Raw genomic sequence first — 22192 nt, forward strand, 5'->3', positions numbered from 1 at the left:
TTCGGCGCCGTCTTTCAGTCGCGGTCATCTTCCAGATCGTCATTCCCGCGAACGCGGGAATCCAGTGACTTATCTTCCAGCCAGCGTCATCTTCCAGTTCGTCATTCCCGCGAAGGCGGGAATCCAGAGTCTTCAAACGTTCTCGCACGAAAGGCACTGGATTCCCGCCTTCGCGGGAATGACGGTAGGTGAGTACGCTGTTGCCGATTCCCGATTCCCGATTCCCGATTCCCGATTCCCGATTCCCGAATCCCGAATCCCGAATCCCGAACTCAACGCCCGCCGAACTTGCGATACGCCGCTTCGTCGATCTTCTCGGCCTGCGTCACCTCGCAGTTGTCGCGGTTGGTGCGCACGCGCGTGCCGGTCGGGCAGATGCGGCCTTTCTGTTTCTCGGCGGACACTTCGAATTGCTGCGTGAAGCTGAGGTCGTAGCAGGACTTCACGTTCAAGCGGTAATAGCTGTCGCTGTCCTTGACCAGCACGGCCTTGTCGCCCAGGCGCGAGATCTTCGGCTTGGCGCCGAGATCGACGCAGGCATCGATCGGGTCGGCGAATGCCGCGCTCGCGGCGAAAGTGAGCACGGTGGCCAACGCAATCCTTGTGGGCAACAACATGGGGGCATCCTCGGCAGGGGCTCGGAATGAGCTCGCAACGCAATGTATCGATCGCCGCGAGCGCGCAAATCTGGAATAAGTCGCGGTGACCTTCGTCATGGCATGACCTTCGGCCTAAACGATTCGATGCCGGCGTGCATCAGTTGTTTTTAATCGATGCATGCGCGGCATGCTTTCATCGATGACAACGGAAACGTTCGAACGCATCGGTGTCGATGGTTTCGATGCCGGAGACCGCGCAATCGCCGCGTCTAGCGCGGATGAGCGTGCCGCTCGGGCACAGCCGGTTCTTGCGATGCGATGTATTTATTTGTTCGCGCCGCCCGATGCGTGGCGCGAACCCGCGCGCGCATCGCCTCGCGACCGCGCGCGATCGCGCAAGCCGCGCGCGATGCGCTGTTTCCAATCGGCAGTTGCTAGCGCGCGCTGCGACCTCGCGCACATCTTTTCCGATTGCCGCGACGCCGCGCGATTGGCGCGACGTGCCGGTGCTAGCGTCGCCGTGGCTCGCGCGGTGCGCGGGCCGCAACCGTCTCGGCAGATCCCGTGTCGCCGAGGCTCGCCACTGCGTCCGCGTTCGCGGCGCAGTCACTCAATGCGGGACCCCCGTCCCGCGTCGATCCATGGAAAAGGAGCAACACCATGAAGTTACGCAAGCTCATCGTCGCGGCCGTCGCCGCGTTCGTCTTCGCTGGCGCCAGCGCCGCCCTGGCTGGCCCGCCGCTCACTCCCTGCCAGGAATGCCGGATCGCCTACAACGTGTGCCTGTACGAAGGCCACGGGCAACGCGATGCCGAATGCCTGGTGGAGTACAACAGCTGCCGGGCCGAGAACGGCTGTCCGCTGGAGTGAGGGCCGATTCGCCCGTAGCCCGCACTGAGACCTCGCCGCCGGATGTCGCCGGGCACTCGTTCAGCGACGGGGCGTGCCGGATCCGGTGCCGCAACGGCGGCAGCCGGACATGAAAAAGGCGGCCATAGGCCGCCTTTTTTCAACGAGTTACCGCGCTTATTTCATGCGGTAAGTGATGCGGCCCTTGGTCAGGTCGTAGGGCGTCATCTCAACCTTGACCTTGTCGCCGGTCAGGATGCGGATGTAGTTCTTGCGCATGCGACCCGAGATATGGGCAATGATTTCGTGCCCGTTTTCGAGACGCACGCGGAACATGGTGTTCGGAAGAGTTTCCGCCACCGTGCCCTCGAATTCGATCACGTCGTCTTTTGCCATGTGTCTCTCAAAAAGGTGGACCGGAACGGTCCGCAAGGATCGGGCGTCGCGCGCCCGCGAAGCCGCGCATTCTGCCACGTGAGCGCCCCAGGAGCAAAAAACCGTTAATCGGGCCGGTGTTGAGGCGCGGCCGGAGACGGCGCGGGCCGCGGCTGAGCCAGCTGCGCGGCGCGCATTTCGCCGAAGCGGGCGGTCCACGAACCGGGCGCAAACCCAGGCTGGGCCGCGAGTTCGCCAGCCCGGGCCAGGAACAGTTCGCGCGGCAGGCTGATCGCGCCCAGGCTCAGCAGGTGCGGATTCTCGACCTGGGCGTCGAGCAACGGCCAGCCCCAGCGATGCAGGCAATGCGCCAAAGCCGCGAGCGCCACCTTGGACCCGCCCGAGCGCTCGCTGAACATGCTTTCGCCATAGAACATGCGACCGATGGCGATGCCGTAGATGCCGCCGGCCAGTGCCTCGCCGTCGTAGACCTCGACCGAATGGGCGTGGCCCAGGCGGTGCATCTCGGCATAGGCCCGCAGCATTTCGTCGCTGATCCAGGTGCCGTCCTGGCCGGGCCGCGGCGCCTGGGCGCAGGCGCTCATGACCGCTTCGAAGGCGGTGTCGGCGCGCACGGTCCAGTCGCAGCGGCGCAGGCCGCGGCGGAATCTGGACGACAGGCGCACGCCGTCGGTGCGGAACACCGTGCGCGGTTCCGGGCACCACCACAGCAGCGGATAGCCGTCCGACGGCCAGGGGAAGATGCCGTGGCGGTAGGCGTTGAGCAGGCGCGGCGGCGTCAGATCGCCGCCGATCGCGAGCAATCCGTCCGGATCGGCCAGCGCCTGCCCGCCGGGCGGAAACTCCGCGTCGGGGTCGGGCGAGAGCAGGAACGGAAGACGCCTCATCGGGACGGGATTCGGGATTCGGGATTCGTCGAAGCCTAAAGCAGAACCGGCGTTTGCGAATCCGGATTCCCGCTCACGGCCTTGAACGGCGAATGCTCCGCCAGCGTGCGCGCGTACCGCCGCACCGATGCCGCTTCTTCGCGGCACCACGGCCGCAGCGCGTCGCGGAAACCGGGGTGGGCGATCCAGTGGCGGCTGCGCACCAGGGTCGGCAGGAAGCCGCGTGCGAGCTTGTGCTCGCCTTGCGCGCCGGGTTCGAACACGCTCAGGCCTTCGCGCAGGCAGTACTCGATGCCCTGGTAGTAGCAGGTTTCGAAATGCAGGCCGGGCAGGTTCTCCTGCGCGCCCCAATAGCGGCCGTACAGGGTGTCGCCGCCGCGCAGGCACAACGCGCCGGCGATCGGCTCGCCGTCGCGCTGGGCCAGGAAGATCACCAGCGACTGCGGCATCTCGCGCGCCAAGTGACGCACGAATTCCAGGGTCAGCGCGGCGTGGTTGCCGTATTCGGCGAAGGTGGTGAGGTAGAAGCGATGCATCGTTTCCAGATCCGCGTCGCTGGCGTCGCGGCCTTCCACGACCCGGAAGCTGACCCCGGCGCGCGCGACCTTGGCCCGTTCCTGGCGGATGTTCTTGCGGTGCTTGTGGTCGAAGGCGGCCAGGAACTGGTCGAAGTCCCGCCAGCGCCGGCCGTCGGCATCGGGCTCGTTGCGCCAGTGATACTGGACGTCGATGCGTTGCAGCCAATCGCCGCCGGCATCGTCGTCGTCGTCGAAGGCGCCGTCTTCCTCGTCGGGATGGAAGTTGACGTGCGCCGACGACAGCTTCTGCCGTTCGCACAATTGCGCCATCGCCGCGAGCAACAACCGCCGGTGTTCGGGCGTGCGCGCCAGCAGGCGCGGGCCGGTCACCGGCGAGTAGGGCACCGCCGCCAGCCATTTGGGAAAGTAATCCAGGCCGTGCTGGGCGTAGGCATGGGCCCAGGCGTGGTCGAACACGAATTCGCCGTGCGAGTTCTGCTTCAGATAGGCCGGCATCGCCGCGATCAGCGAGTCGCCGTCCCACACGGTCAGATGATGCGGGGTCCAGCCCCAGTCTTCGCGCAGGCAGCGGTGCGTTTCCATGCCGTGCAGGAAGGCGTGCGCGACAAAGGGATTGCGGCCGTCGTGCAGGGCGTCCCACTGCGCCGCTTCGATCTCGCCCAGCGAGCCTGAAAGGCGCAGTTGCAGCGAGTGGTCGCTGGGTTTGGAATCCGCCATCGACGCTATCGGATCAGACGGTCGTGGCTAGGTCGCGGCGCCGCATCGCAACGGCGCGCGCGGTGCCGGCCGGCGCGACCGCGGCCGATCCCGGCCCGAAGGCCGGAAGCGTCAGCGGTGTCGTGCGCCGGTGCGCCACTACTCAGGCGTCCTTGTCGAGAAACTTCTCCGCATCCAGCGCGGCCATGCAGCCGAAACCGGCGGACGTGATGGCCTGGCGATAGACCTGGTCGGCGACGTCGCCGGCGGCGAACACGCCTTCCACCGAGGTGCGGGTGGCGTTGCCGTCCAGACCGGTCTGGATGGTCAGGTAGCCGTTCTTCATCTCCAACTGGCCTTCGAACAGGCTGGTGTTGGGGGTGTGGCCGATGGCGATGAACAGGCCGTGGATGGACAGGTCCTTGCTCGAACCGTCCTGCACCGACTTCACCCGCAGGCCGGTCACGCCGGCATCGTTGCCGAGCACTTCATCGACGGTGTGATGCCACACCGGCTCGATCTTGCCGGCCTGGATCTTGGCCTGCAGCTTGTCCTGCATGATCTTCTCGGCGCGCAGCGTGTCGCGGCGATGCACCAGGTAAACCTTGCGCGCGATGTTGGACAGATACAGCGCTTCCTCGACCGCGGTGTTGCCGCCGCCGATGACCGCCACGTCCTGGTCCTTGTAGAAGAAGCCGTCGCAGGTCGCGCAGGCGGACACGCCGCGGCCCTTGAACTCTTCTTCCGACGGCAGGCCGAGATACTTCGCGGTCGCGCCGGTGGCGATGATCAGCGCGTCGGCGGTGTAGTCGCCGTTGTCGCCGGTCAGGCGGAACGGACGCTTGGACAGGTCGGCGCTGTGGACGTGATCGAACACGACTTCGGTGTCGAAGCGTTCGGCATGCGCCTGCATGCGCGTCATCAGGTCCGGGCCCATCAGGCCGTGCGCGTCGCCGGGCCAGTTATCCACTTCGGTGGTGGTCATCAGCTGGCCGCCCTGCTGCAGGCCGGTGATGACCAGCGGCTTCAGATTGGCGCGGGCCGCGTAGACCGCGGCGGTCCAGCCGGCCGGGCCGGAACCGAGGATGACGACGCGGGAGTGCTTGGTAGGGCTCATGTATATAATCGCGGCCAGTTGGGAGTGCGCTGCGCACGGAAGGAATCTTCATGCACATCAAGGCCATACGCCTGCGTGTTGAAGATTCCGAAGCAGGGCATAGCTTGGAGGCGGCGTCCCGGCAAAACAAGGCATGGCCGGCGGATGCAACGTTGCGTAGCGTGCGCGGTGGCGCGAACCGCCAAACGGCAACTGGCGCATCGGCGGGCGCGGGCGTACAAAGCCCGGGTCGACGCGGCGAGTCGCGGGCCGGTTCAGGGCCGCGCGCCGCGCCTTACAGCATCCAACGCAGCACGTTCACCCTCACGACAACCGCTTAAAACACAACATGGCTTGGGGCGCCGCATATGCGGCGTTTTTTCTGGGCCGCACTGGAGATAGCAATGCGTATCGGCGTACCGAAGGAAACCAAGACTCTCGAAGGGCGCGTAGCGCTCGTTCCCGCCGCGGCCGGCGACCTGGTCAATCGCGGCCACGAGGTCTGGCTGGAACAGGACGCGGGCATCAAGAGCGGCTTCAAGGACGCCGACTACACCCGTCTGGGCGTGAAGATCGCGCCGGACGCGGCGGCGCTGTACGAAAAGGGCGAGCTGATCGTCAAGGTCAAGGAGCCGATCGCCGGCGACCTGCAGCACCTGCGCAAGGATCACCTGCTGTTCTGCTACCTGCATCTGGCCGCCGAGCCGACCCTGACCAAGCAGTTGCTGGACATCGGCCTGACCGGCGTCGCCTTCGAGACCGTCGAGCTGCCCAACGGCGATCTGCCGCTGCTGGCGCCGATGTCGATCATCGCCGGCAAGATCGGCGTGCAGGTCGGCACCCACCTGCTGCACCAGCCCATGAGCGGCAAGGGCAAGCTGCTGGGCGGCCTGCCGTCCACCGAGCGCGGCAAGGTGGTGGTGTTCGGCGCGGGCCAGGCCGGCGGCGCCTCGGCGGCGCTGGCCGCGGCCGGCGGCTCAAACGTCACCGTGTTCGAAATGCGCCAAGACCGCATGGAGCAGATGATGCGCCTGGGCAACAACGTCACCACGCTGTTCCCGTACGTGGACGTGGTCGCGCGCGAAGTGGCTTCGGCCGATCTGGTGATCGGCGCGGTGCTGGTGACCGGCGCGCGCGCGCCGCACGTGCTGACCCGCGAAATGCTCAAGGGCATGGAAGACGGCAGCGTGGTGGTGGACATTTCCATCGACCAGGGCGGCTGCTTCGAGACCTCGCGTCCGACCACCTGGAAAGAGCCGACCTATGTGGAAGAGGGCGTCACCCACTTCTGCGTGACCAACATGCCCGGCGCGGTGCCGCAGACCTCCTCGCAGGCGATCTGCGCGGCGATCCTGCCGTGGGTCAACAAGCTCGCCGGCGACGACTGGCGCGGCAACCAGGCGCTGGTGCGCGGCATCAACGTCGAAGGCGGCAAGCTGATCCACCCGGCGTTGCAGGGCATGAAGCTGTAAGAGCCGGGATACGGGATTCGGGATTCGTCCCGGTTCCCTGGCGAGCGGGAACGGTCGGGCGGGCGGTGGCGTTGAGTGCTACCGTTCGTGGGCCGTTCCCGTTTTTCGTTGCGCGGCGCGGATTTGCGTCCGGTCTGGGCGCGCGCGGCGGCGGCACGCACGGCGATCGGGCGTGTCGGTAAATGCCGCTGTTCGTCACTTTTCTTCCCAAATCGCTTTATTCCGCTGTATATTCAAAGACTAACGGTACCAACCTAAGGCAGCACATCACGGTGGCGTCAGCACCCACAACCGCCAGTCGCAAGAAAGCCAAGCCCACCGAAGCGCCGGTCAACGCACCGTCGCCGAAGAGGCAGCGCCTCATGCGCGACATCTCGCTGATCATCATCGCCCCGTTGCTGCTGTACCTGCTGGCCAGCCTGGTCACCTTCTCGCCCAGCGATCCCGGCTGGTCGCATTCGGGCTCGATCACCGCGCCGCTGCACAACCTGGGCGGCCGCGTCGGCGCCTGGATCGCCGACGTGCTGCTGTACCTGTGCGGCTATATCGCGTTCCTGTTGCCGATCATGCTCGGCGCGATCGCCTGGATCGCCCTGTTCGGCATGGACACCGACGGCGATGGCGACGCCGACCTGGGTCCCGCGCTGCGCCTGGTCGGCATCGTCGGATTCCTGGTTTCCTCCACCGGTCTGGCGCACCTGCGTTTCGGCGTGGCGGAAAATTTCTCCGCCGGCAGCGGCGGCATCCTCGGCCAACTGGTCGGGCGTTCGCTGTACTCCGGCTTCGGCCCGGTCGGCGGCAATCTGTTCCTGGCCGCCTTGTTGCTGATCTCCTTCACCTTGGCCACGGGCGTGTCATGGTTCGCGGTCATGGACTGGCTGGGCCGCTGGACCCTGGCGCTGGGCCCGGTGCTGAGCAAGCTGTTCCGCCGCGGCAGCCAGCAGGCCACCGAATGGCGCCAGACCCAGGTCATGCGCGAGGAGCGCGAAGAAGCGCGCAAGGTCGATACCGAACTGCGTTCCAAGCGCGAGAAGGTCAAGATCGAGCCGCCGCCGGCGCCGGTGGTGGAAAAGAGCGAACGCGCCAAGCGCGAAACCCAGATTCCGCTGTTCAACACCGGCGACGGCAGCGGCCTGCCGCCGTTGGCGCTGCTCGACGATCCCAAGCCGCAGCCCAAGGGCTACAGCGAAGAAACCCTGGAAACGCTGTCGCGGCAGATCGAGTTCAAGCTCAAGGATTTCCGCATCGACGCCCAGGTCATGGGCGCGTACCCGGGCCCGGTCATCACCCGCTTCGAAGTGCAGCCGGCGCCGGGGGTGAAGGTCAGCCAGATCAGCTCGCTCGACAAGGACATCGCGCGCGGCCTGTCGGTGAAATCCGTGCGCGTGGTGGACGTGATCCCGGGCAAGTCGGTGATCGGCCTGGAAACGCCGAACACCACCCGCGAGATGATCTTCCTGTCCGAGCTGCTGCGCTCGAAGGAATACGACAAGTCCGGCAGCCCGCTGACCCTGGCGCTGGGCAAGGACATCGCCGGGCGGCCCACCGTGGCCGATCTGGCGCGCATGCCGCATCTGCTGGTCGCCGGCACCACCGGCTCGGGCAAGTCGGTCGCGGTCAACGCGATGGTGCTGAGTCTGCTGTACAAGGCGTCGGCGAAAGAACTGCGGATGCTGATGATCGATCCGAAGATGCTCGAACTCTCGGTCTACGAGGGCATCCCGCATCTGCTCGCGCCGGTCGTGACCGACATGAAGGAAGCCGCCAACGGCCTGCGCTGGTGCGTGGCCGAGATGGAGCGGCGCTACAAGCTGATGTCGATGGTCGGCGTGCGCAACCTGGCCGGCTTCAACAAGAAGGTCCGCGACGCCGAGGAAGCGGGCCAGCCGATGATGGATCCGCTGTTCAAGCCCAACCCGGACCTGGACGAAGCGCCGCGTCAGTTGGAGACCTTGCCGTTCATCGTCATCTTCATCGACGAATTCGCCGACATGATGATGATCGTCGGCAAGAAGGTCGAAGAACTCATCGCCCGTCTGGCGCAGAAGGCGCGCGCGGCCGGCATCCACCTGATCCTGGCGACCCAGCGGCCGTCGGTGGACGTCATCACCGGCCTGATCAAGGCCAATATCCCGACCCGAATCGCCTTCCAGGTGTCGAGCAAGATCGACTCGCGCACCATCCTCGACCAGTCCGGCGCCGAAACCCTGCTGGGCCACGGCGACATGCTGTACCTGCCGCCCGGCACCGCCATGCCCGAGCGCGTGCACGGCGCCTTCGTCTCGGACGAGGAAGTGCATCGCGTGGTCGAGCACCTCAAGCAGATCGGCGGCCGCCCGGATTACATCGAAGGCGTGCTCGACGAAGTGCAGACCATGGGCGACGGCACCGTGGTCGGCGCGACCGGCCTGCCGGAAACCGCCAGCAGCGGCGGCGATGAATCCGATCCGCTCTACGACGAAGCCGTGCGCATCGTCACCGAGACCCGCCGCGCCTCGATCTCGGGCGTGCAGCGGCGCCTGAAGATCGGCTACAACCGCGCCGCGCGCCTGATCGAGGCGATGGAAGCGGCCGGTATCGTGACCCCGCCGGAGCACAACGGCGACCGCAGCGTGCTTGCGCCGCCGCCGCCGAAGTAACCGCCGCGGTGTACGCAAGCGCGCCGTCCGCAGTCGGCGCCCCCGCAAGCGTTCAAGGCCGGCGCGCGGGGACATATCGGCCTCGGATCTTGCGGTGGTATTAATCGCTGCGGTTGGCTCCACCCCACGTCGATACCGTGTTCAGGATTCCCTGCGCACACTGCCGCCATCGTTTTATGAGGAGCTTGCCGTGAACCGTCTCGTCCGCCACGCCGCCATCGCGCTCTCGCTGTCCACGGCCCTGTTCGCCGGTGCCGCCGTCGCCGGCGCGCGCGACGACCTGGGCGCGTTCACCCGCGGCCTCAAGGGCCTGGACGGCCAGTTCGCCCAGCAGGTGTTCGACACCAACGGCAAGCTCAAGGAATCCTCCACGGGGCAAGTCGCGCTGTCGGCGCCGCGGCTGTTCCGCTGGGAGTACGTCAAGCCGTACCCGCAACTGATCGTCGCCGACGGCAAGAAGGTGTGGGTGTACGAGCCCGACCTGCAGCAAGTCAGCGTGCGTCCGCAGGGCGCGGAAGAACAGAACAGCCCGCTCGCGGCGCTGATCGACCCGGGCAAGCTCGACAGCATGTTCGTGGTCAAGGACGCCGGCAGCAACGGCGGCCTCAACTGGCTGACCCTGGAACCTAAGAATCAGGGCGAGGCGAGTTTCCGCAACGCCAAGCTGGGCTTCAACGCCGGCGGCCTGAGCAAGATGGAAATCGTCGACGCGCTCGGCCAGAAGACCGAAATCAGCTTCAGCGGCTGGAAGCGCAATCCCAGCTTCCCGGCCAGCACGTTCAAGTACGCGCCGGGCAAGGGCGTGGATGTGATCGGCGAGGGTTGATGCCGGTCCGCTGAGCGCGAACACGGGCGGTCGCGGCACTCATGCAGGCGCAATCGCGTTGCCGCCTACCGGCGTGCGGTGCCGCCGTTACAGCGGCTTTTCGTAGCGGATCGTAGTCAGGCCGCTGTTCCATTCCTTATCCGGATAACGCGCGATTTCGCGATAGCCCAGGGCGAGGTCAGCGCCTGGCTGCCGCTGTTGAAGGTGTCGGTTTCCAGGCCGGCCAAGGCTTGGCCTCCGGCGCGCATCGCCGTTTCTGGCGCATCCATCAAAGCCCGCGCGACGCCGCGCCGGCGGCCGCGCGCGGCGAAGTGCAGCGCGGCGACGCAGCCGTCGTCGCGGTTCTATCGCCGATCGATCAAGTCCCCGCCGGCAACTGCGCCGGAAACCAGTTCGCCCGCTTCAGCCACCCGGGCAGAAAACGGCGCAGCAGCGGATGGCTCGCGACCAGATGGTCGTAATAATTGATCCGGCCCTGGCGATACAGCGCGTACAACGAGGCCTGATCGGCGCGCTGCACGGCGATGAGCGTTTCCGGGCCGAAGTGGCCGTCGGCGGCCAGCGGCGGACCGAGCAGGTTCTGCAGCAGCAAGATCGCCTGGAAGCCGGCGTTGACGTAGAAGTCGAACACGATCGCGGCCAGGTCCTGCGCGGCGATCGAGTCGCCGTAGATCGCGTTCCAGTACAGCGCCTTGTACAGGACCGCGGCCTGCTCCCGGCTCAGGGCCTGCAGATTGGCCAGGGTCGGGGCGACGCCGAGCAGGGTCTGCGCGTGCGCCTGGAAGGTCTGCAGGGTGATGCCCATGTTGGTCGCGCCGCCCGGATCGCTGGGGTCATCGACAAAGCCGCCCTCGAAGATCAGCAGTTGCGGGAAGTAATCGTTGAAGTCGGCCATTGCGGGTCTCCGGCAGGTGGGGGTGCGGCGGGCGCGATGCGTCCGCCGGACGGGAAAACGGGATCGCGCGGCATCGCTGCGCGCGAGACCGGCGAACGGCGGGGCCGTACCGCCGCGCTGTGGAGCAAACGCGGCCGTCCGCGCCTTGTGAGGCGCCCATCGCCAGGGCCGAGCTTGCCGCGATCGCGCCCGTGCCGCCTTACCGCCGCCTGACGGTTTGCAAAATCCCGTTGGATCAAGCTGTTGCGGACGCGGGCGATTCGCCGCCGGCGCGATCTTGGTATCGTGGCGGTCGATACTCACACCGGAATTTCCCCGTAAGTGGCCCGTCGAACCGCCCCCTCGCAGGACTCGCGCGATCTGCTCAGCGTCGATAACGACGGCCTGCGTCCGCTGGCCGAGCGCATGCGCCCGCGCAGCGTCGATGAAATGGTCGGCCAGCGCCGCCTGCTCGCGCCGGGCTCGGCACTGCGCCGCGCGGTCGAATCCGGACGCGTGCATTCGATGATCCTGTGGGGCCCGCCGGGATGTGGCAAGACCACCCTGGCGCTGCTGCTGGCGCGCTACGCCGACGCCGAGTTCAAGGCAATCTCGGCCGTGCTCTCGGGGCTGCCCGAGGTGCGGCAAGTGCTGGCCGAGGCCGCGCATCGTTTCGCCGACGGCCGCCGCACAGTGTTGTTCGTGGACGAGGTGCATCGCTTCAACAAGACCCAGCAGGACGCGTTCCTGCCGCATATCGAGCGCGGCACGATCATCTTCGTCGGCGCGACCACCGAGAACCCGTCGTTCGAACTCAACTCTGCGCTGCTGTCGCGCTGCCGCGTGCACGTGATGGAAGCGGTCTCGCCCGACGACATCCGCCACAGCCTGCGGCGCGCGCTGGAAGACGAAGAGCGCGGCCTGGGCGCGCAGCCGGTGCACGTCGGCGACGATTTGCTGCTGCAGATCGCCACCGCCGCCGACGGCGACGTGCGCCGCGCGCTGACCTTGCTGGAAATCGCCGCCGAACTGGCCGCCGACGAAGACGGACAGATCACCGCCGCGACCCTGGCGCAGGTGCTGGCCGACCGCACCCGCCGCTTCGACAAGGGCGGCGAGCAGTTCTACGACCAGATTTCGGCGCTGCACAAATCCGTGCGCAGCTCCAACCCCGACGCGGCGCTGTATTGGTTCGCGCGCATGCTCGACGGCGGTTGCGACCCGCATTACCTGGCGCGGCGGCTGACCCGCATGGCGGTGGAGGACATCGGCCTGGCCGATCCGCGCGCGCTGCAGATGTCGGTCGATGCCTGGGACACCTACGACCGCCTGGGCAGCCCGGAAGGCGATCTGGCCCTGGCGCAGGTGGTGATCTATCTGGCCAGCACCGCCAAGTCCAACGCTGCTTATGCCGCTTTCAACGCGGCCAAGGCGGATGTGGTCGAGCACGGCACCCAGGATGTCCCGCTGCATCTGCGCAACGCGCCGACCAAGCTGATGAAGCAGTTGGGGTATTCGAAGGGTTACCAGTACGACCACGATGCCGACGGCGGCATCGCCCTGGATCAGACCGGGTTCCCGGATGCGATGGGCGAGCGGGTGTATTACCAGCCGGTGGAGCGCGGGCTGGAGCTCAAGCTCGGCGAGAAGCTCGCGCGGTTGCGGGCGCAACGCGCGCAGGCGCGCGGCGAGGGCGAATGAGTCCGTGGTCGAACTGTGAGGTCTTTTGTAGGAGGGGCTTCAGCCCCGATGCTTTTCGCTCAGATCGCCGGAATCGATCCCTTCTGAGCGAAGATCGAACTGTGAGGTCTTTTGTGGGAGGGGCTTCAGCCCCGATGCTTTTCGTTCAGATCGCCGGAATCGATCCCTTCTGATCGAAAAACATCGGGGCTGAAGCCCCTCCCACAAAAGACTTCGGGGTTGGGCGGTGGTTGGCACTGGCGCCGTTGTTTGTGTCGAATCCGACGACCTGAGCGAAAAACATCGGGGCTGAAGCCCCTCCCACAAAAGACTTCGGGCTTGCGCGGTGGTTGGCGCCGGCGCCGTTGTTTGTGTCGAATCCGGCGATTTGAGCGAAAGGCATCGGGGCTGAAGCCCCTCCTACAAAAGACTTCGGGGTTGCGCGGCGGTTGGCGTCGGCGTCATTGTCCACATCGATGGCGCGACCGGCGCCATGCATGCCACTTCACGGAGTCCGCAACCGATGACCCGCGCCGCCTTGCTGCAACTGCTCGCCGTCGGCCTCGGCGGCGCATTCGGCGCGATGCTGCGCCACGGCGCCAACCTGCTGCTGCCGCGCGCGGCCGCGCCGTGGCCGGCGCTGTCCACCCTGTGCGTCAATGTCGTGGGCTGCCTGTGCGCGGGCTTGCTGCTGGTGTGGCTGGGCGGGCGCGAAGACGCCGATTTCTGGCGCGCGCTGTTGCTGACCGGGGTGCTCGGTGGTCTGACCACGTTCTCGGCCTTCGGCGTGGACCTGCTGGCGCTGTTGCGCGCGGCCCGCTACGACTGGCTGGCGCTGACCGTCGCCGCCCACGTCGGCCTGGGCCTGCTGGCGATCCTTGCCGGCTGGCGCCTGGGGCAGTTGGCGTGGCCGGGGCGGATCTGAGCCCGAATCGATCCGCACCGGCACGAATCGGGCGACGGCCGATCCAGGGCCGGCGCGACTTTCGAATAGCGCCGATCTGACCGGCACGAATCCGAACACGCACCGTTCAAAGCGGTCACGGACCACACCGCAAGATCCCGATCCGGCGCCGGCCACCCAGCCGCGATCTACTCCGCCCGCGGATTCACCGGCAGCCGGGTCATCCGCAGCACCTCGTCGCTGGGCGCCGAGGATTTGTTGGACAACACCTGCTGCAGCGATTCGACCTCGGCCCAGACCATGTGCTGCAGCGCCTGCAGCAGGGTCGAGCCGGCGTCGGACAGGCTCAGGCGTCCGTCCAGGCTCAAGGCTAGCCCGTCTTCGATCAACGCATGCTTCATATGGCTGGTTTCCGGCTGCACCCCACGCTGCAGCCCCACCAGGACGCTCAGCAGAGCGTGCTCTCGCAGTGACACCTTGAACAAAATGCTTCCCCTGTCCGCGCTCGGCATGTCTTTTGTGTGCCTGAAATCACGATATGGGAAGCGGTGTGATGACAGCTTTGACAGGGCTTAATGCGCGTCAAAGTAGCACTCATGGTGTGCCGGCGGTGCTGCCGGCGCTGCTTGTAACTGTCACCTCGATGGCTCATCTTCGCCGCTGACCCGGATTGACCGGGCGGCCGCCACCAGGAACCGGACCTCCATGCTGATCTACGATCGCGTCGTACCGCTCAACCGCCACACCCACCGCCGCCTGCGCCTGCGCTCGGCCCAGCACAACGCCCGTTTCGCCGCCGAGCTCAACTCGGTGCCGCTGACCACGGTCGAATTCCCGCACGCCGCCTCCGAGTACGCGATCGTGTTCGCGCGCCTGGAGAACGGCGACTTCCTGCCGGCGGTCGTGGTCGGGCTGCGCAACCAGCAGAACCTGTACGTGGACGAGAACGCGCGCTGGAAGCGCGGCTACGTGCCGGCGTTCCTGCGCCAATATCCGTTCATGCTCGCCGAGGACCGCGACAGCGGCACGGTCACCGTCTGCGTCGATATGGCCTACGACGGCCTGTCGGAAGAAGAGGGCGACGCGCTGTTCCAGGAAAACGGCGACGACAGCGAGAACCTCGGCCGCGCGATGACCTTCCTGCAGGACCTGCACGGCGAGTTCAAGCGCACCGCCGCGTTCACCGCCAGGCTCAAGGAACTGAACCTGCTGGACCAGCAGGTGATCCGCTTCGGCGGCGAAGGCGAAACGCAGCGCGAGCTGGGCGGCGTCTACGTGGTCTCGGAAGAGCGCCTGCTGCAGCTCGACGACGCGGTGCTGCCGGAGCTGCTGCGCTCCGGCGCCATGGGCCTGATCTATACCCACCTGGTGTCGATGCGCAATCTCGACCGCCTGTCCGAACTGGCCCAGCAGGACGCGGCCAACAAGTCCGCCGCCGCTGCCTCCGCGGTCAACTGAGCCCGCCGCCCGGTTCGCGGGCGGCCCCGGGCTTTATCGGCGCGACCGCGACGGTCGCGCCGCATCGGCGGCGCCTCGCCGCCGCTCGCCTCTTTGCCGATCGTGTCGGCACGATTCGTGCCTTCACGACTATGTTCCGATGATGAAACAAGACCGCGACGGGCATTCGTCGCGGACTCGGCTTTGTCTTATCGAAATCGGGCTGTCCGTGCATGCCGCGATGACGTTGTTGCGCCCCAACAGGTCTTCGAACCGAGCTGCATGACAGCGCGCAGTGCGCATTGTGATTGCGGATGGCGAGAGTCGATGCCGATGCATCACCTCGATGCGCGCTGCGCCGGCCGACGCCCGCGAACGCCTCGCCAACGCTATCGATCGTCTTCGATTCTCTTCCGCGCGACACGCGACCGATACGCCGATGATCGCGCGCATACTCCGACGAATCAGCACGCGTCATCCGCACTCGCGCAATCGAATCCAGGTACATAACGCCGAAGACGCAAGCGCGAACGACACAACCGCCGATACCGCCGATCGACATCGAAAGCGCACAACCGCAACGCGCAACATTTCTCACCTGTGTGATACCGCTCATCCAAAGATGAGATGACAAGTGACGTGCTGCGTAATTCCCATGTCATCGCAGCGACTTGTGACATTCGACGCGCGCGATCGACAAGCGCATGACCACATTCGTGTGCCTTGTCATGCAGTAGTTCAAACATCGTCACATAGCGCACCTAACGTGACGCGGTCTGCCGACCCCGTTCGCCGGGTCGGCGCAACAGGGATGGTTCCGGGCCGATGCATCTACGCCTCATCGCAGCGGTTGGTCTGACGTTCCTCGGGCCGACGGGCTTGCACGCGCAGGAAACCGCCCAGGGCACGCAGGCCGCGCCGACGCTCGCGCGTTTCGACGTGATGGCCTATCAGGTGTTGGGCAATACCAAACTGCCCACGCTGGATATCGAGAAAGCGGTGTATCCGCACCTGGGCCCGCAGCGCAGCGAACAGGACGTGGAAGCCGCGCGCGCGGCGCTGCAATCGCTGTACGACAAGAGCGGCTATCCGACCGTCAGCGTGGTGATTCCGGAACAGGACGCGTCCACCGGCCTGGTCACGCTGCAGGTCAACGAACAGAAGGTGGGCCGCCTGCGGGTCAACGGCGCGGACTATTTCTCGCCCGACGACATCGAGCGCGCCGCGCCGTCGTTGGCGCGGGGCACGGTGCCCAACTTCAAGGACGTGCAGCGCGACATCGTCGCCCTCAACCAGCTGCCCGACCGCCGGGTGACGCCGGAGATCAAGGCCGGCGCCACGCCGAACACCGTCGATGTCGATCTCAACGTCGAGGATTCGCTGCCGTTGCACGGCTCGCTCGAAATCAACAACCGCAACAGCGCCAACACCACCGAGCAACGCGTGGCCGCCAGCGTGCGCTACGACAATCTGTGGCAGCGCGGCCACAGCGCCAGCGTGTCGGTGCAACTGGCGCCGCAGCGGCGCGCCGATGCGGAAGTGTTTTCGGCCTCATACCTGGCGCGCTTGCGCTCTTCGCCGTGGTCGCTGCTGGGGTATGCGGTGCGCAGCAAGAGCGACATCGCCGTGGTCGGCGACCTCAACGTCATCGGCAACGGCACCCTGGCCGGCGTGCGCCTGATGCGCTCGTTCGCCGCGCGCGAAGGCTTCTTCCATTCGCTGAGCCTGGGCGTGGACTACAAGGACTTCAACGAGGCGCTGGTGCAGGGCGCCGATCGCGGTTCGGTGCCGATCGAGTATTTCCCGTTCAGCGTCAACTACAACGCCGACTGGATCAAGGAGCATTCGGTCAGCGACCTGGCCTTGTCGGCGGTGTTCAACCTGCGCGGCGTCGGCGACGGCCGCGCCGCTTTCGACGCCAAGCGCTTCCAGGCCCAGCCGAATTTCTTCTACCTGCGCGCTTCGGGCTCGCACACGTGGAAATTCGCCAGTGACGCGCAACTGATGCTGCGCCTGCAGACCCAGTTCGCCGGTGAGCCGCTGATCAGCAACGAGCAATTCAGCATCGGCGGCCTGGACAGCGTGCGCGGCTATTACGAATCCGAATCGCTCGGCGACATGGGCGCGGCGGCGACGCTGGAAGCGCGCACGCCCTCGTTCGCCGATTCGCTCGGCGAGGCGTTCCAGGAAATGCGCCTGCGCGCCTTCGTCGATGCCGGTTATGCGCGCATCAACGACCGCCTGCCGGATCAGCTGCGCAGCGAGACCCTGGTCAGCGCGGGCCTGGGCGCGTCGCTGAAGGTGTTCGAGCATCTCAACGGTTCCATCGATGTATCCCATCCGCTGTCCAGTCCGAACGGCAAGGACCGCAAGCCCGATTCGATCGAACTCGGCGTGCGGGTTTGGGGCGAGTTCTAAGCAGGCAAGGAAACACCCTGTGGCGGGGGCTTGAGCCCCGACGCTTTTGTTTCAACTCGCCGGGCCTGATCGCGGCGGATCGAAAGGCGTCGGGCCTGAAGGCCCTGGCACCCAGGCCATACCGAATATTTCCGGGGAAAGTGTCGTGACTCAATTGCGCGTGTTGCTGGTCTGCTTGTTCCTGTCGCTGATCTCGTTGCCGGCATCGGCGGCGTCGTGGTGGGACGGTAAATGGAACTACCGGGCCAAGATCGATCTCAACACCACCTCGGCCGGCGCCGCGGTCAGCGAGCCCGGCGGTCGCGCCCAGATCCTGGTGCGCCTGCATTCGGGCAATTTCAACTTCGCCGACGCGAAGGAAGACGGCAGCGACGTGCGCTTCATCGCCGCCGACGACCGCACGCCGCTGAAGTACCACTTCGAGAAATACGACGGGCTGGTCGATCAGGTCGCGCTGGCCTGGGTGGACGTGCCGAACCTGGAGGCCAACGCGGCCTCGTCGGTCTACGTCTACTTCGGCAACGCCGAGGCGACGCCCGGCGGCGACGCCAAGGGCAGTTACGACGCGGACAACATCGCGGTCTATCACTTCGCCAACCAGGGCGCGGCCGGCAACGACCAGACCGCCTACGCCAACAACGCGCAGGCGCCGTTGACGCTGGCCGAATCGGCGCTGATCGGTTCGGGCCTGCAACTGAACGGCCAGGCGCCGGTGACGGTGCCGGCGTCGTCGTCGCTGAATCTCGCCGCGGCGCAGCCGTTGACCGTGTCGGCGTGGATCAAACCAACCGGAGCCAGCGCCACAGGAATAATCGCGTCGCTGCCCGGTGCACTGACAGTCGGAATCGAATCCGGCGTGATCTACGCCGAAACGCCGGGCGCCAGCGGCCCGCTGCGCACCTCCGCCGGCGCACCGCTCACCAGCGAAGGCTGGGCCCACATCGCCGTGCGCGCCGCCGACAACAAGCTCGCCGTCTACGTCAACGGCGCGCCGGCCGGCGAAGTCGCGGCGGCCCTGCCGCCGGCCAACGCCGGCCTGCTGATCGGCGGCGAACCCGCCGCCGCCGGCGCCGCGGCGCGGCCGAACTTCATCGGCCTGATCGACGAACTGCAAGTGTCCAAGACCGCGCGTCCGCTCGGCCTGATCCAGGCCGCCGCGCACAGCCAGGGCCTGGACGCGCGCCTGCTGACCTTCCAGCCGGTCGAACAGCGCTCCGGCGACGGCGGCCACAACTACTTCGGCATCCTGTTCAGCGCGCTGACCGTCGATGCCTGGGTGGTGATCGTGATCCTGGGCTTCATGGCCGCGATCTCGTGGTGGGTGATGATCGGCAAGGGCGTGTTCGTCAACGTCACTTCCAAGGCCAACGAACGCTTCCTGCAATCGTTCCGCAAGTACGCCGGCGAATATCCGCTGCACGACCTCGCCTGGGTCAAGGGCGCGGAAGGCGACGGGCCGCTCAACGGGGAGAAATCCAATCTCGCCCGGCTGCTCGCGATCGGCCTGGACGAATTGCGCAACCGTGTCGCCGCCGCCGGCGGACGTTCGGTGGTGCGCACGCAGTCGATCGCCGCGATCCGTTCCGCCCTCGACGCCGCCGCGGTGCGCGAGAGCCAGCGCTTGAACAAGTTGATGGTGCTGCTGACCATCGCCATCTCCGGCGGCCCGTTCCTGGGCCTGCTCGGCACCGTGGTCGGCGTGATGATCACCTTCGCCGCGGTGGCCGCGGCGGGCGATGTCAACATCAACGCGATCGCGCCCGGTATCGCCGCCGCGCTGCTGGCGACGGTGGCCGGCCTCGCCGTCGCGATCCCGGCGCTGTTCGGCTACAACTACCTGCTCAGCCGCACCGAGGCGATCGGCGCGGACATGCAGGTGTTCGTGGACGAACTGAAAAAGCGCATCGCGGAGGATTACGCCGGCGACGCGCCGGTGCCCGCGCACCTGTCGCGCAGCGTGTCCACGGAGTCGCTGCCGTGAAGGTCCAGGGCAAGAAGCCTTACGACGACATCAACATCACGCCGATGCTGGATCTGGCCTACGTGCTGTTGGTGATCTTCATCATCATGACCACCGCGGCGGTGCAGGGGATCAAGGTCGATCTGCCCAAGGCCAGCGCCAGCCAGCCCTTGTCGGTGCCCAAGACCAAGGTCATCGCGATCGACAACGCCGGTCAGGTCAGCATCGACGCGGTACCGGTCAGCATGAGCGAGCTGGAGCAGCAACTGCGCAACGCGCTGGCCAACGATGCCGAGTTGCCGGTGATCCTGCGCGGCGATCGCGCCGTGCAATACGAGAAGGTCATGGCGGTGCTGGACCTGTGCAGCAAGCTCGGCATCTCCTCGATCGGACTGGCGTCGCAGCGCCAGGCCGCGGGCTGAGCGGGTCCGCGCGCGCATGTCCGCTCCCACGACCCATGGCCGTCCCTCCCGGCTGTCGCGCGCGCTCGGCGTCGCCGGCGCGCTCGGCGTGTTCGCCGTGCTCGCCTGGCTGGTGTGGTCGCTGATGCAGGACAGCCGGCCGATGCCCAAGCGCACGCCGCCGCGCATCACCCAGGTGATCCTGCCGCCGCCGCCTCCGCCGCCGCCTCCGCCGCAACCGGACAAAGTGCAGGAAGAGGAAAAACTGGTCGAGAACACGCCGTTCGAATCCCTGGACAAACCGCAGGAAGATTCGCCCGAACCGCCCGGCGATCCGCTCACCGCCGAAGCAGGGCCGGGCAGCAACGAATTCGGTCTGCAGGCCGGCAACGGCGGCGGCACGCGCATCGGCGGCAAGGGCGGCGGCGGGAATCCGTATGCCGGCTACGCCTCGATGGTGCAGCGCGCGGTGCAGCAATACCTGCAGCAGGCCGACAAGACCCGCAAGGGCCGCTACAGCGCCACGGTGGCGATGTGGTTGAACGCCGACGGCACGATCCAGCGCTCGCAGGTGATCGCCTCCACCGGCAAGCCCGAACTCGATGCCGCCATCGTCGCCGCGCTGCAGGGCCGCTCGCTGCCGCAGCCGCCGCCGGCGGAAATGCCGCAACCGATCAATTTGCGCATCGGCGCGATCGCGCCGGGATGACCGGCCGCGCCGACCTTCACGCCCGACCGCTTCGCTTATCTGTTTCGCTTACTGGGACTTTACGCATGACCGCATCGCCCAATCCGCATCGCCGCACGTCCGTTCGCGTGTTGACCCTGGCCCTGGCCGCGCTGTGCGCGGCGCCGGCGCTGGCCGCAACGCCGGTGGACGCGTCGAAGATCAGCCCGGAAGTCACCCTCAAGCTCATCGACCTGCTGGTGGCCAAGGGCGTGATGACGCGTCAGCAGGCCGACGACATGATCGCCGAGGCGACCGCGAGCGCGGCCGCGCGTCCGGCGCCGGCGGTCGCGGCGCAACCGGCGTATCAGACCCAGCCCGGCGCGGTGGTCGTGCCCTACATTCCGGAAGTGGTGCGCCAGCAGATCAAGGACGAACTGCGCGCGGAAGTCACCCAGCAGGCCAAGAGCGAAGGCTGGGCGGCGCCCAACGCGCTGCCGGAATGGACCCAGCGCATCAACGTCTACGGCGACGTGCGCGCGCGCGCCGAGGACGTGCTCAACGACGGCGAGAACTACACCGACTTCCCGAATTTCGGCGTGCTCAACGCCGGCAGCGGCTACGACGTCAACGATCCGCTCAACAATCCCTTGCCGACGGTCAACACGACCAAGAACCGCGGCCGCATGCGTTTGCGGGCGCGGCTCGGTGTTCATGCGCAGATCGCCGATTGGGTAGAGGCGGATCTGCGGTTGGCCACCGGCAGCGACCGCAGCCCGGTGTCCACCAACCAGACCCTCGGCGCCGGCGGCAATCTGTCCAAGTACTCGCTGTGGCTGGATCGCGCTTACATCCGCCTCAAGCCCAGCGACTGGCTGACCGCCGACATCGGCCGCGCGCCCAATCCGTTCTGGACCAGCGAGCTGTTGTTCGACAACGACCTGAGTTTCGACGGCGTGGCGATCAAGACCGAGTTCGACACCGGCGGCGACTTCAAGCCCTTCGTCAACGTCGGCGCGTTCCCGATCTTCAACACCGATTTCGATTTCGGCTCGACCCAGCGCCTGGACAAGGCCAGCAGCCGCGACAAATGGCTGTACGGCGCGCAGCTCGGCGCGAACTGGAAATTCAGCGACGAGGTCAACCTGAAGCTGGGCCTGGGTTATTTCCTGTTCGACAAGATCAACGGCGAGCGCTCCACGCCGTGCGTGGCGCCGACCTCGAAGGACGTTTGCGATACCGATCTGTCGCGGCCGCAGTTCCAGCAGTTCGGCAACACCATGTTCGCCATCCGCGACATCGTCCCGGCCAGCGGCGCGCCCGACGGCCCGCAGTTGCAGTACTTCGGCTATGCGAGCGAGTTCGGCGTGGCCAATCTTCATGCGGCGCTGGAGATCGCCAGCTTCGATCCGGTCAAGGTCGTGGTCGAGGCCGACGTGGTCAAGAACCTCAAGTACGACGCCAACCGCATCCGCGCGCTGGGCCCGCTCAACAACTTCAAGCCGCTGCGCGATCCCAACGACCGCACCTTCATTTTCGACGGCGGCGACATGGGCTACTACATCAACCTGCTGGTCGGCCAGCCGAAGATCGCCAAGGCCTGGGACTGGAACGCCAGCATCGGCTACAAGCGCCTGGAATCGGACGCGGTGCCCGACGCCTTCACCGATTCTGACTTCCATCTGGGCGGCACCAACTCGCGCGGCTTCATCCTTGGCGGCGCGCTGGGCCTGGCGCGCAACACCTGGCTGGGATTGCGTTGGCTCAGCGCCAACGAAGTCAGCGGCGCGCCGTACTCGGTCGATGTGGTGCAGATCGACTTGAACACCGAATTCTGAGCACGGAGCCCGGA

The 22192-nt window shown here is 66.6% G+C and carries 19 protein-coding genes; 12 read left to right on the forward strand and 7 right to left on the reverse strand.

Features of this window, described 5'->3' with window-relative positions; genetic code table 11:
- Positions 1-272: 272 nt before the first annotated feature.
- Entirely contained in the window at positions 273-617 is a 345-nt protein-coding gene (locus J7J50_RS12465) for a hypothetical protein (RefSeq protein ID WP_215057931.1), read from the reverse strand.
- Positions 618-1259: 642 nt separating this feature from the next.
- Here J7J50_RS12465 and J7J50_RS12470 point away from each other — a divergent pair.
- On the forward strand, positions 1260-1469 hold the full coding sequence (locus J7J50_RS12470) for a hypothetical protein (protein ID WP_215057932.1): 210 nt from the start codon (positions 1260-1262) through the stop codon (positions 1467-1469).
- 156 nt (positions 1470-1625) lie between these two features.
- Here the strand turns inward: J7J50_RS12470 and infA are convergent, their stop codons facing one another.
- From infA to trxB, 4 genes are all read right to left on the reverse strand, one after another.
- Positions 1626-1844: a translation initiation factor IF-1 gene (gene infA / locus J7J50_RS12475; RefSeq protein ID WP_031372296.1), complete on the reverse strand. Its 219-nt coding sequence runs from the start codon at positions 1842-1844 to the stop codon at positions 1626-1628.
- Positions 1845-1948: 104 nt separating this feature from the next.
- The gene (aat, locus tag J7J50_RS12480) at positions 1949-2731 is read right to left on the reverse strand and encodes a leucyl/phenylalanyl-tRNA--protein transferase (RefSeq protein ID WP_215057933.1); all 783 of its coding nucleotides are present in this window, start codon (positions 2729-2731) and stop codon (positions 1949-1951) included.
- A gap of 35 nt (positions 2732-2766) precedes the next feature.
- Positions 2767-3987 (reverse strand): GNAT family N-acetyltransferase, encoded by a 1221-nt coding sequence (locus tag J7J50_RS12485; RefSeq protein WP_215057934.1) that lies wholly within the window; start codon positions 3985-3987, stop codon positions 2767-2769.
- 142 nt (positions 3988-4129) lie between these two features.
- Positions 4130-5083: a thioredoxin-disulfide reductase gene (gene trxB / locus J7J50_RS12490; RefSeq protein ID WP_215057935.1), complete on the reverse strand. Its 954-nt coding sequence runs from the start codon at positions 5081-5083 to the stop codon at positions 4130-4132.
- A gap of 383 nt (positions 5084-5466) precedes the next feature.
- On the opposite strand from trxB, the gene J7J50_RS12495 reads away from it, so the two are divergent.
- The 3 genes from J7J50_RS12495 (at position 5467) to lolA (ending at position 9999) form a co-directional block, all read left to right on the forward strand.
- On the forward strand, positions 5467-6534 hold the full coding sequence (locus tag J7J50_RS12495; protein WP_215057936.1) for an alanine dehydrogenase: 1068 nt from the start codon (positions 5467-5469) through the stop codon (positions 6532-6534).
- A 266-nt stretch (positions 6535-6800) separates the two neighbouring features.
- Positions 6801-9173 (forward strand): DNA translocase FtsK 4TM domain-containing protein, encoded by a 2373-nt coding sequence (locus J7J50_RS12500; protein WP_343222494.1) that lies wholly within the window; start codon positions 6801-6803, stop codon positions 9171-9173.
- Between the two features lie 190 nt (positions 9174-9363).
- Entirely contained in the window at positions 9364-9999 is a 636-nt protein-coding gene (gene lolA, locus J7J50_RS12505; RefSeq protein ID WP_215057938.1) for an outer membrane lipoprotein chaperone LolA, read from the forward strand.
- A gap of 358 nt (positions 10000-10357) precedes the next feature.
- Here the strand turns inward: lolA and J7J50_RS12510 are convergent, their stop codons facing one another.
- Positions 10358-10894: a glycosyl hydrolase 108 family protein gene (locus J7J50_RS12510; protein ID WP_215057939.1), complete on the reverse strand. Its 537-nt coding sequence runs from the start codon at positions 10892-10894 to the stop codon at positions 10358-10360.
- A gap of 321 nt (positions 10895-11215) precedes the next feature.
- On the opposite strand from J7J50_RS12510, the gene J7J50_RS12515 reads away from it, so the two are divergent.
- Both J7J50_RS12515 and J7J50_RS12520 read left to right on the forward strand, forming a co-directional pair.
- Complete coding sequence (locus J7J50_RS12515) at positions 11216-12574, forward strand: replication-associated recombination protein A (protein WP_343222493.1); 1359 nt, start codon at positions 11216-11218, stop codon at positions 12572-12574.
- A 502-nt stretch (positions 12575-13076) separates the two neighbouring features.
- Positions 13077-13478 carry a CrcB family protein gene (locus J7J50_RS12520; RefSeq protein ID WP_215057940.1) on the forward strand — a complete coding sequence of 134 codons (402 nt, stop codon included), beginning with the start codon at positions 13077-13079 and terminating at the stop codon, positions 13476-13478.
- A gap of 167 nt (positions 13479-13645) precedes the next feature.
- Here the strand turns inward: J7J50_RS12520 and J7J50_RS12525 are convergent, their stop codons facing one another.
- Positions 13646-13942, reverse strand: a complete 297-nt coding sequence (locus J7J50_RS12525; protein WP_215057941.1) for a hypothetical protein — start codon at positions 13940-13942, stop codon at positions 13646-13648.
- Between the two features lie 220 nt (positions 13943-14162).
- On the opposite strand from J7J50_RS12525, the gene J7J50_RS12530 reads away from it, so the two are divergent.
- The 6 genes from J7J50_RS12530 (at position 14163) to J7J50_RS12555 (ending at position 22178) form a co-directional block, all read left to right on the forward strand.
- Entirely contained in the window at positions 14163-14915 is a 753-nt protein-coding gene (locus tag J7J50_RS12530; protein ID WP_215057942.1) for a SapC family protein, read from the forward strand.
- Between the two features lie 804 nt (positions 14916-15719).
- Positions 15720-17312, forward strand: a complete 1593-nt coding sequence (locus J7J50_RS12535) for a ShlB/FhaC/HecB family hemolysin secretion/activation protein (protein WP_215057943.1) — start codon at positions 15720-15722, stop codon at positions 17310-17312.
- 145 nt (positions 17313-17457) lie between these two features.
- Complete coding sequence (locus J7J50_RS12540; RefSeq protein ID WP_215057944.1) at positions 17458-19293, forward strand: DUF2341 domain-containing protein; 1836 nt, start codon at positions 17458-17460, stop codon at positions 19291-19293.
- Positions 19290-19694 carry a biopolymer transporter ExbD gene (locus J7J50_RS12545; RefSeq protein ID WP_057942847.1) on the forward strand — a complete coding sequence of 135 codons (405 nt, stop codon included), beginning with the start codon at positions 19290-19292 and terminating at the stop codon, positions 19692-19694. The genes J7J50_RS12540 and J7J50_RS12545 overlap by 4 nt, the downstream gene beginning before the upstream one ends.
- A 16-nt stretch (positions 19695-19710) precedes the next feature.
- Positions 19711-20382, forward strand: a complete 672-nt coding sequence (locus tag J7J50_RS12550; RefSeq protein ID WP_215057945.1) for a TonB family protein — start codon at positions 19711-19713, stop codon at positions 20380-20382.
- Between the two features lie 65 nt (positions 20383-20447).
- Complete coding sequence (locus J7J50_RS12555) at positions 20448-22178, forward strand: putative porin (RefSeq protein WP_215057946.1); 1731 nt, start codon at positions 20448-20450, stop codon at positions 22176-22178.
- Positions 22179-22192: the final 14 nt, after the last annotated feature.

Source organism: Lysobacter sp. ISL-50 (assembly GCF_018612875.1).
In the GTDB taxonomy this organism is placed as follows: domain Bacteria; phylum Pseudomonadota; class Gammaproteobacteria; order Xanthomonadales; family Xanthomonadaceae; genus Lysobacter.

Excerpts from the sequence above, each read along its gene's own strand:
- J7J50_RS12465 (WP_215057931.1), bottom strand. The coding sequence starts at position 617 with ATGTTGTTGCCCACAAGGATTGCGTTGGCCACCGTGCTCACTTTCGCC.
- J7J50_RS12470 (WP_215057932.1), top strand. The coding sequence starts at position 1,260 with ATGAAGTTACGCAAGCTCATCGTCGCGGCCGTCGCCGCGTTCGTCTTC.
- infA (WP_031372296.1), bottom strand. The coding sequence starts at position 1,844 with ATGGCAAAAGACGACGTGATCGAATTCGAGGGCACGGTGGCGGAAACT.
- aat (WP_215057933.1), bottom strand. The coding sequence starts at position 2,731 with ATGAGGCGTCTTCCGTTCCTGCTCTCGCCCGACCCCGACGCGGAGTTT.
- J7J50_RS12485 (WP_215057934.1), bottom strand. The coding sequence starts at position 3,987 with ATGGCGGATTCCAAACCCAGCGACCACTCGCTGCAACTGCGCCTTTCA.
- trxB (WP_215057935.1), bottom strand. The coding sequence starts at position 5,083 with ATGAGCCCTACCAAGCACTCCCGCGTCGTCATCCTCGGTTCCGGCCCG.
- J7J50_RS12495 (WP_215057936.1), top strand. The coding sequence starts at position 5,467 with ATGCGTATCGGCGTACCGAAGGAAACCAAGACTCTCGAAGGGCGCGTA.
- J7J50_RS12510 (WP_215057939.1), bottom strand. The coding sequence starts at position 10,894 with ATGGCCGACTTCAACGATTACTTCCCGCAACTGCTGATCTTCGAGGGC.
- J7J50_RS12520 (WP_215057940.1), top strand. The coding sequence starts at position 13,077 with ATGACCCGCGCCGCCTTGCTGCAACTGCTCGCCGTCGGCCTCGGCGGC.
- J7J50_RS12530 (WP_215057942.1), top strand. The coding sequence starts at position 14,163 with ATGCTGATCTACGATCGCGTCGTACCGCTCAACCGCCACACCCACCGC.
- J7J50_RS12535 (WP_215057943.1), top strand. The coding sequence starts at position 15,720 with ATGCATCTACGCCTCATCGCAGCGGTTGGTCTGACGTTCCTCGGGCCG.
- J7J50_RS12550 (WP_215057945.1), top strand. The coding sequence starts at position 19,711 with ATGTCCGCTCCCACGACCCATGGCCGTCCCTCCCGGCTGTCGCGCGCG.
- J7J50_RS12555 (WP_215057946.1), top strand. The coding sequence starts at position 20,448 with ATGACCGCATCGCCCAATCCGCATCGCCGCACGTCCGTTCGCGTGTTG.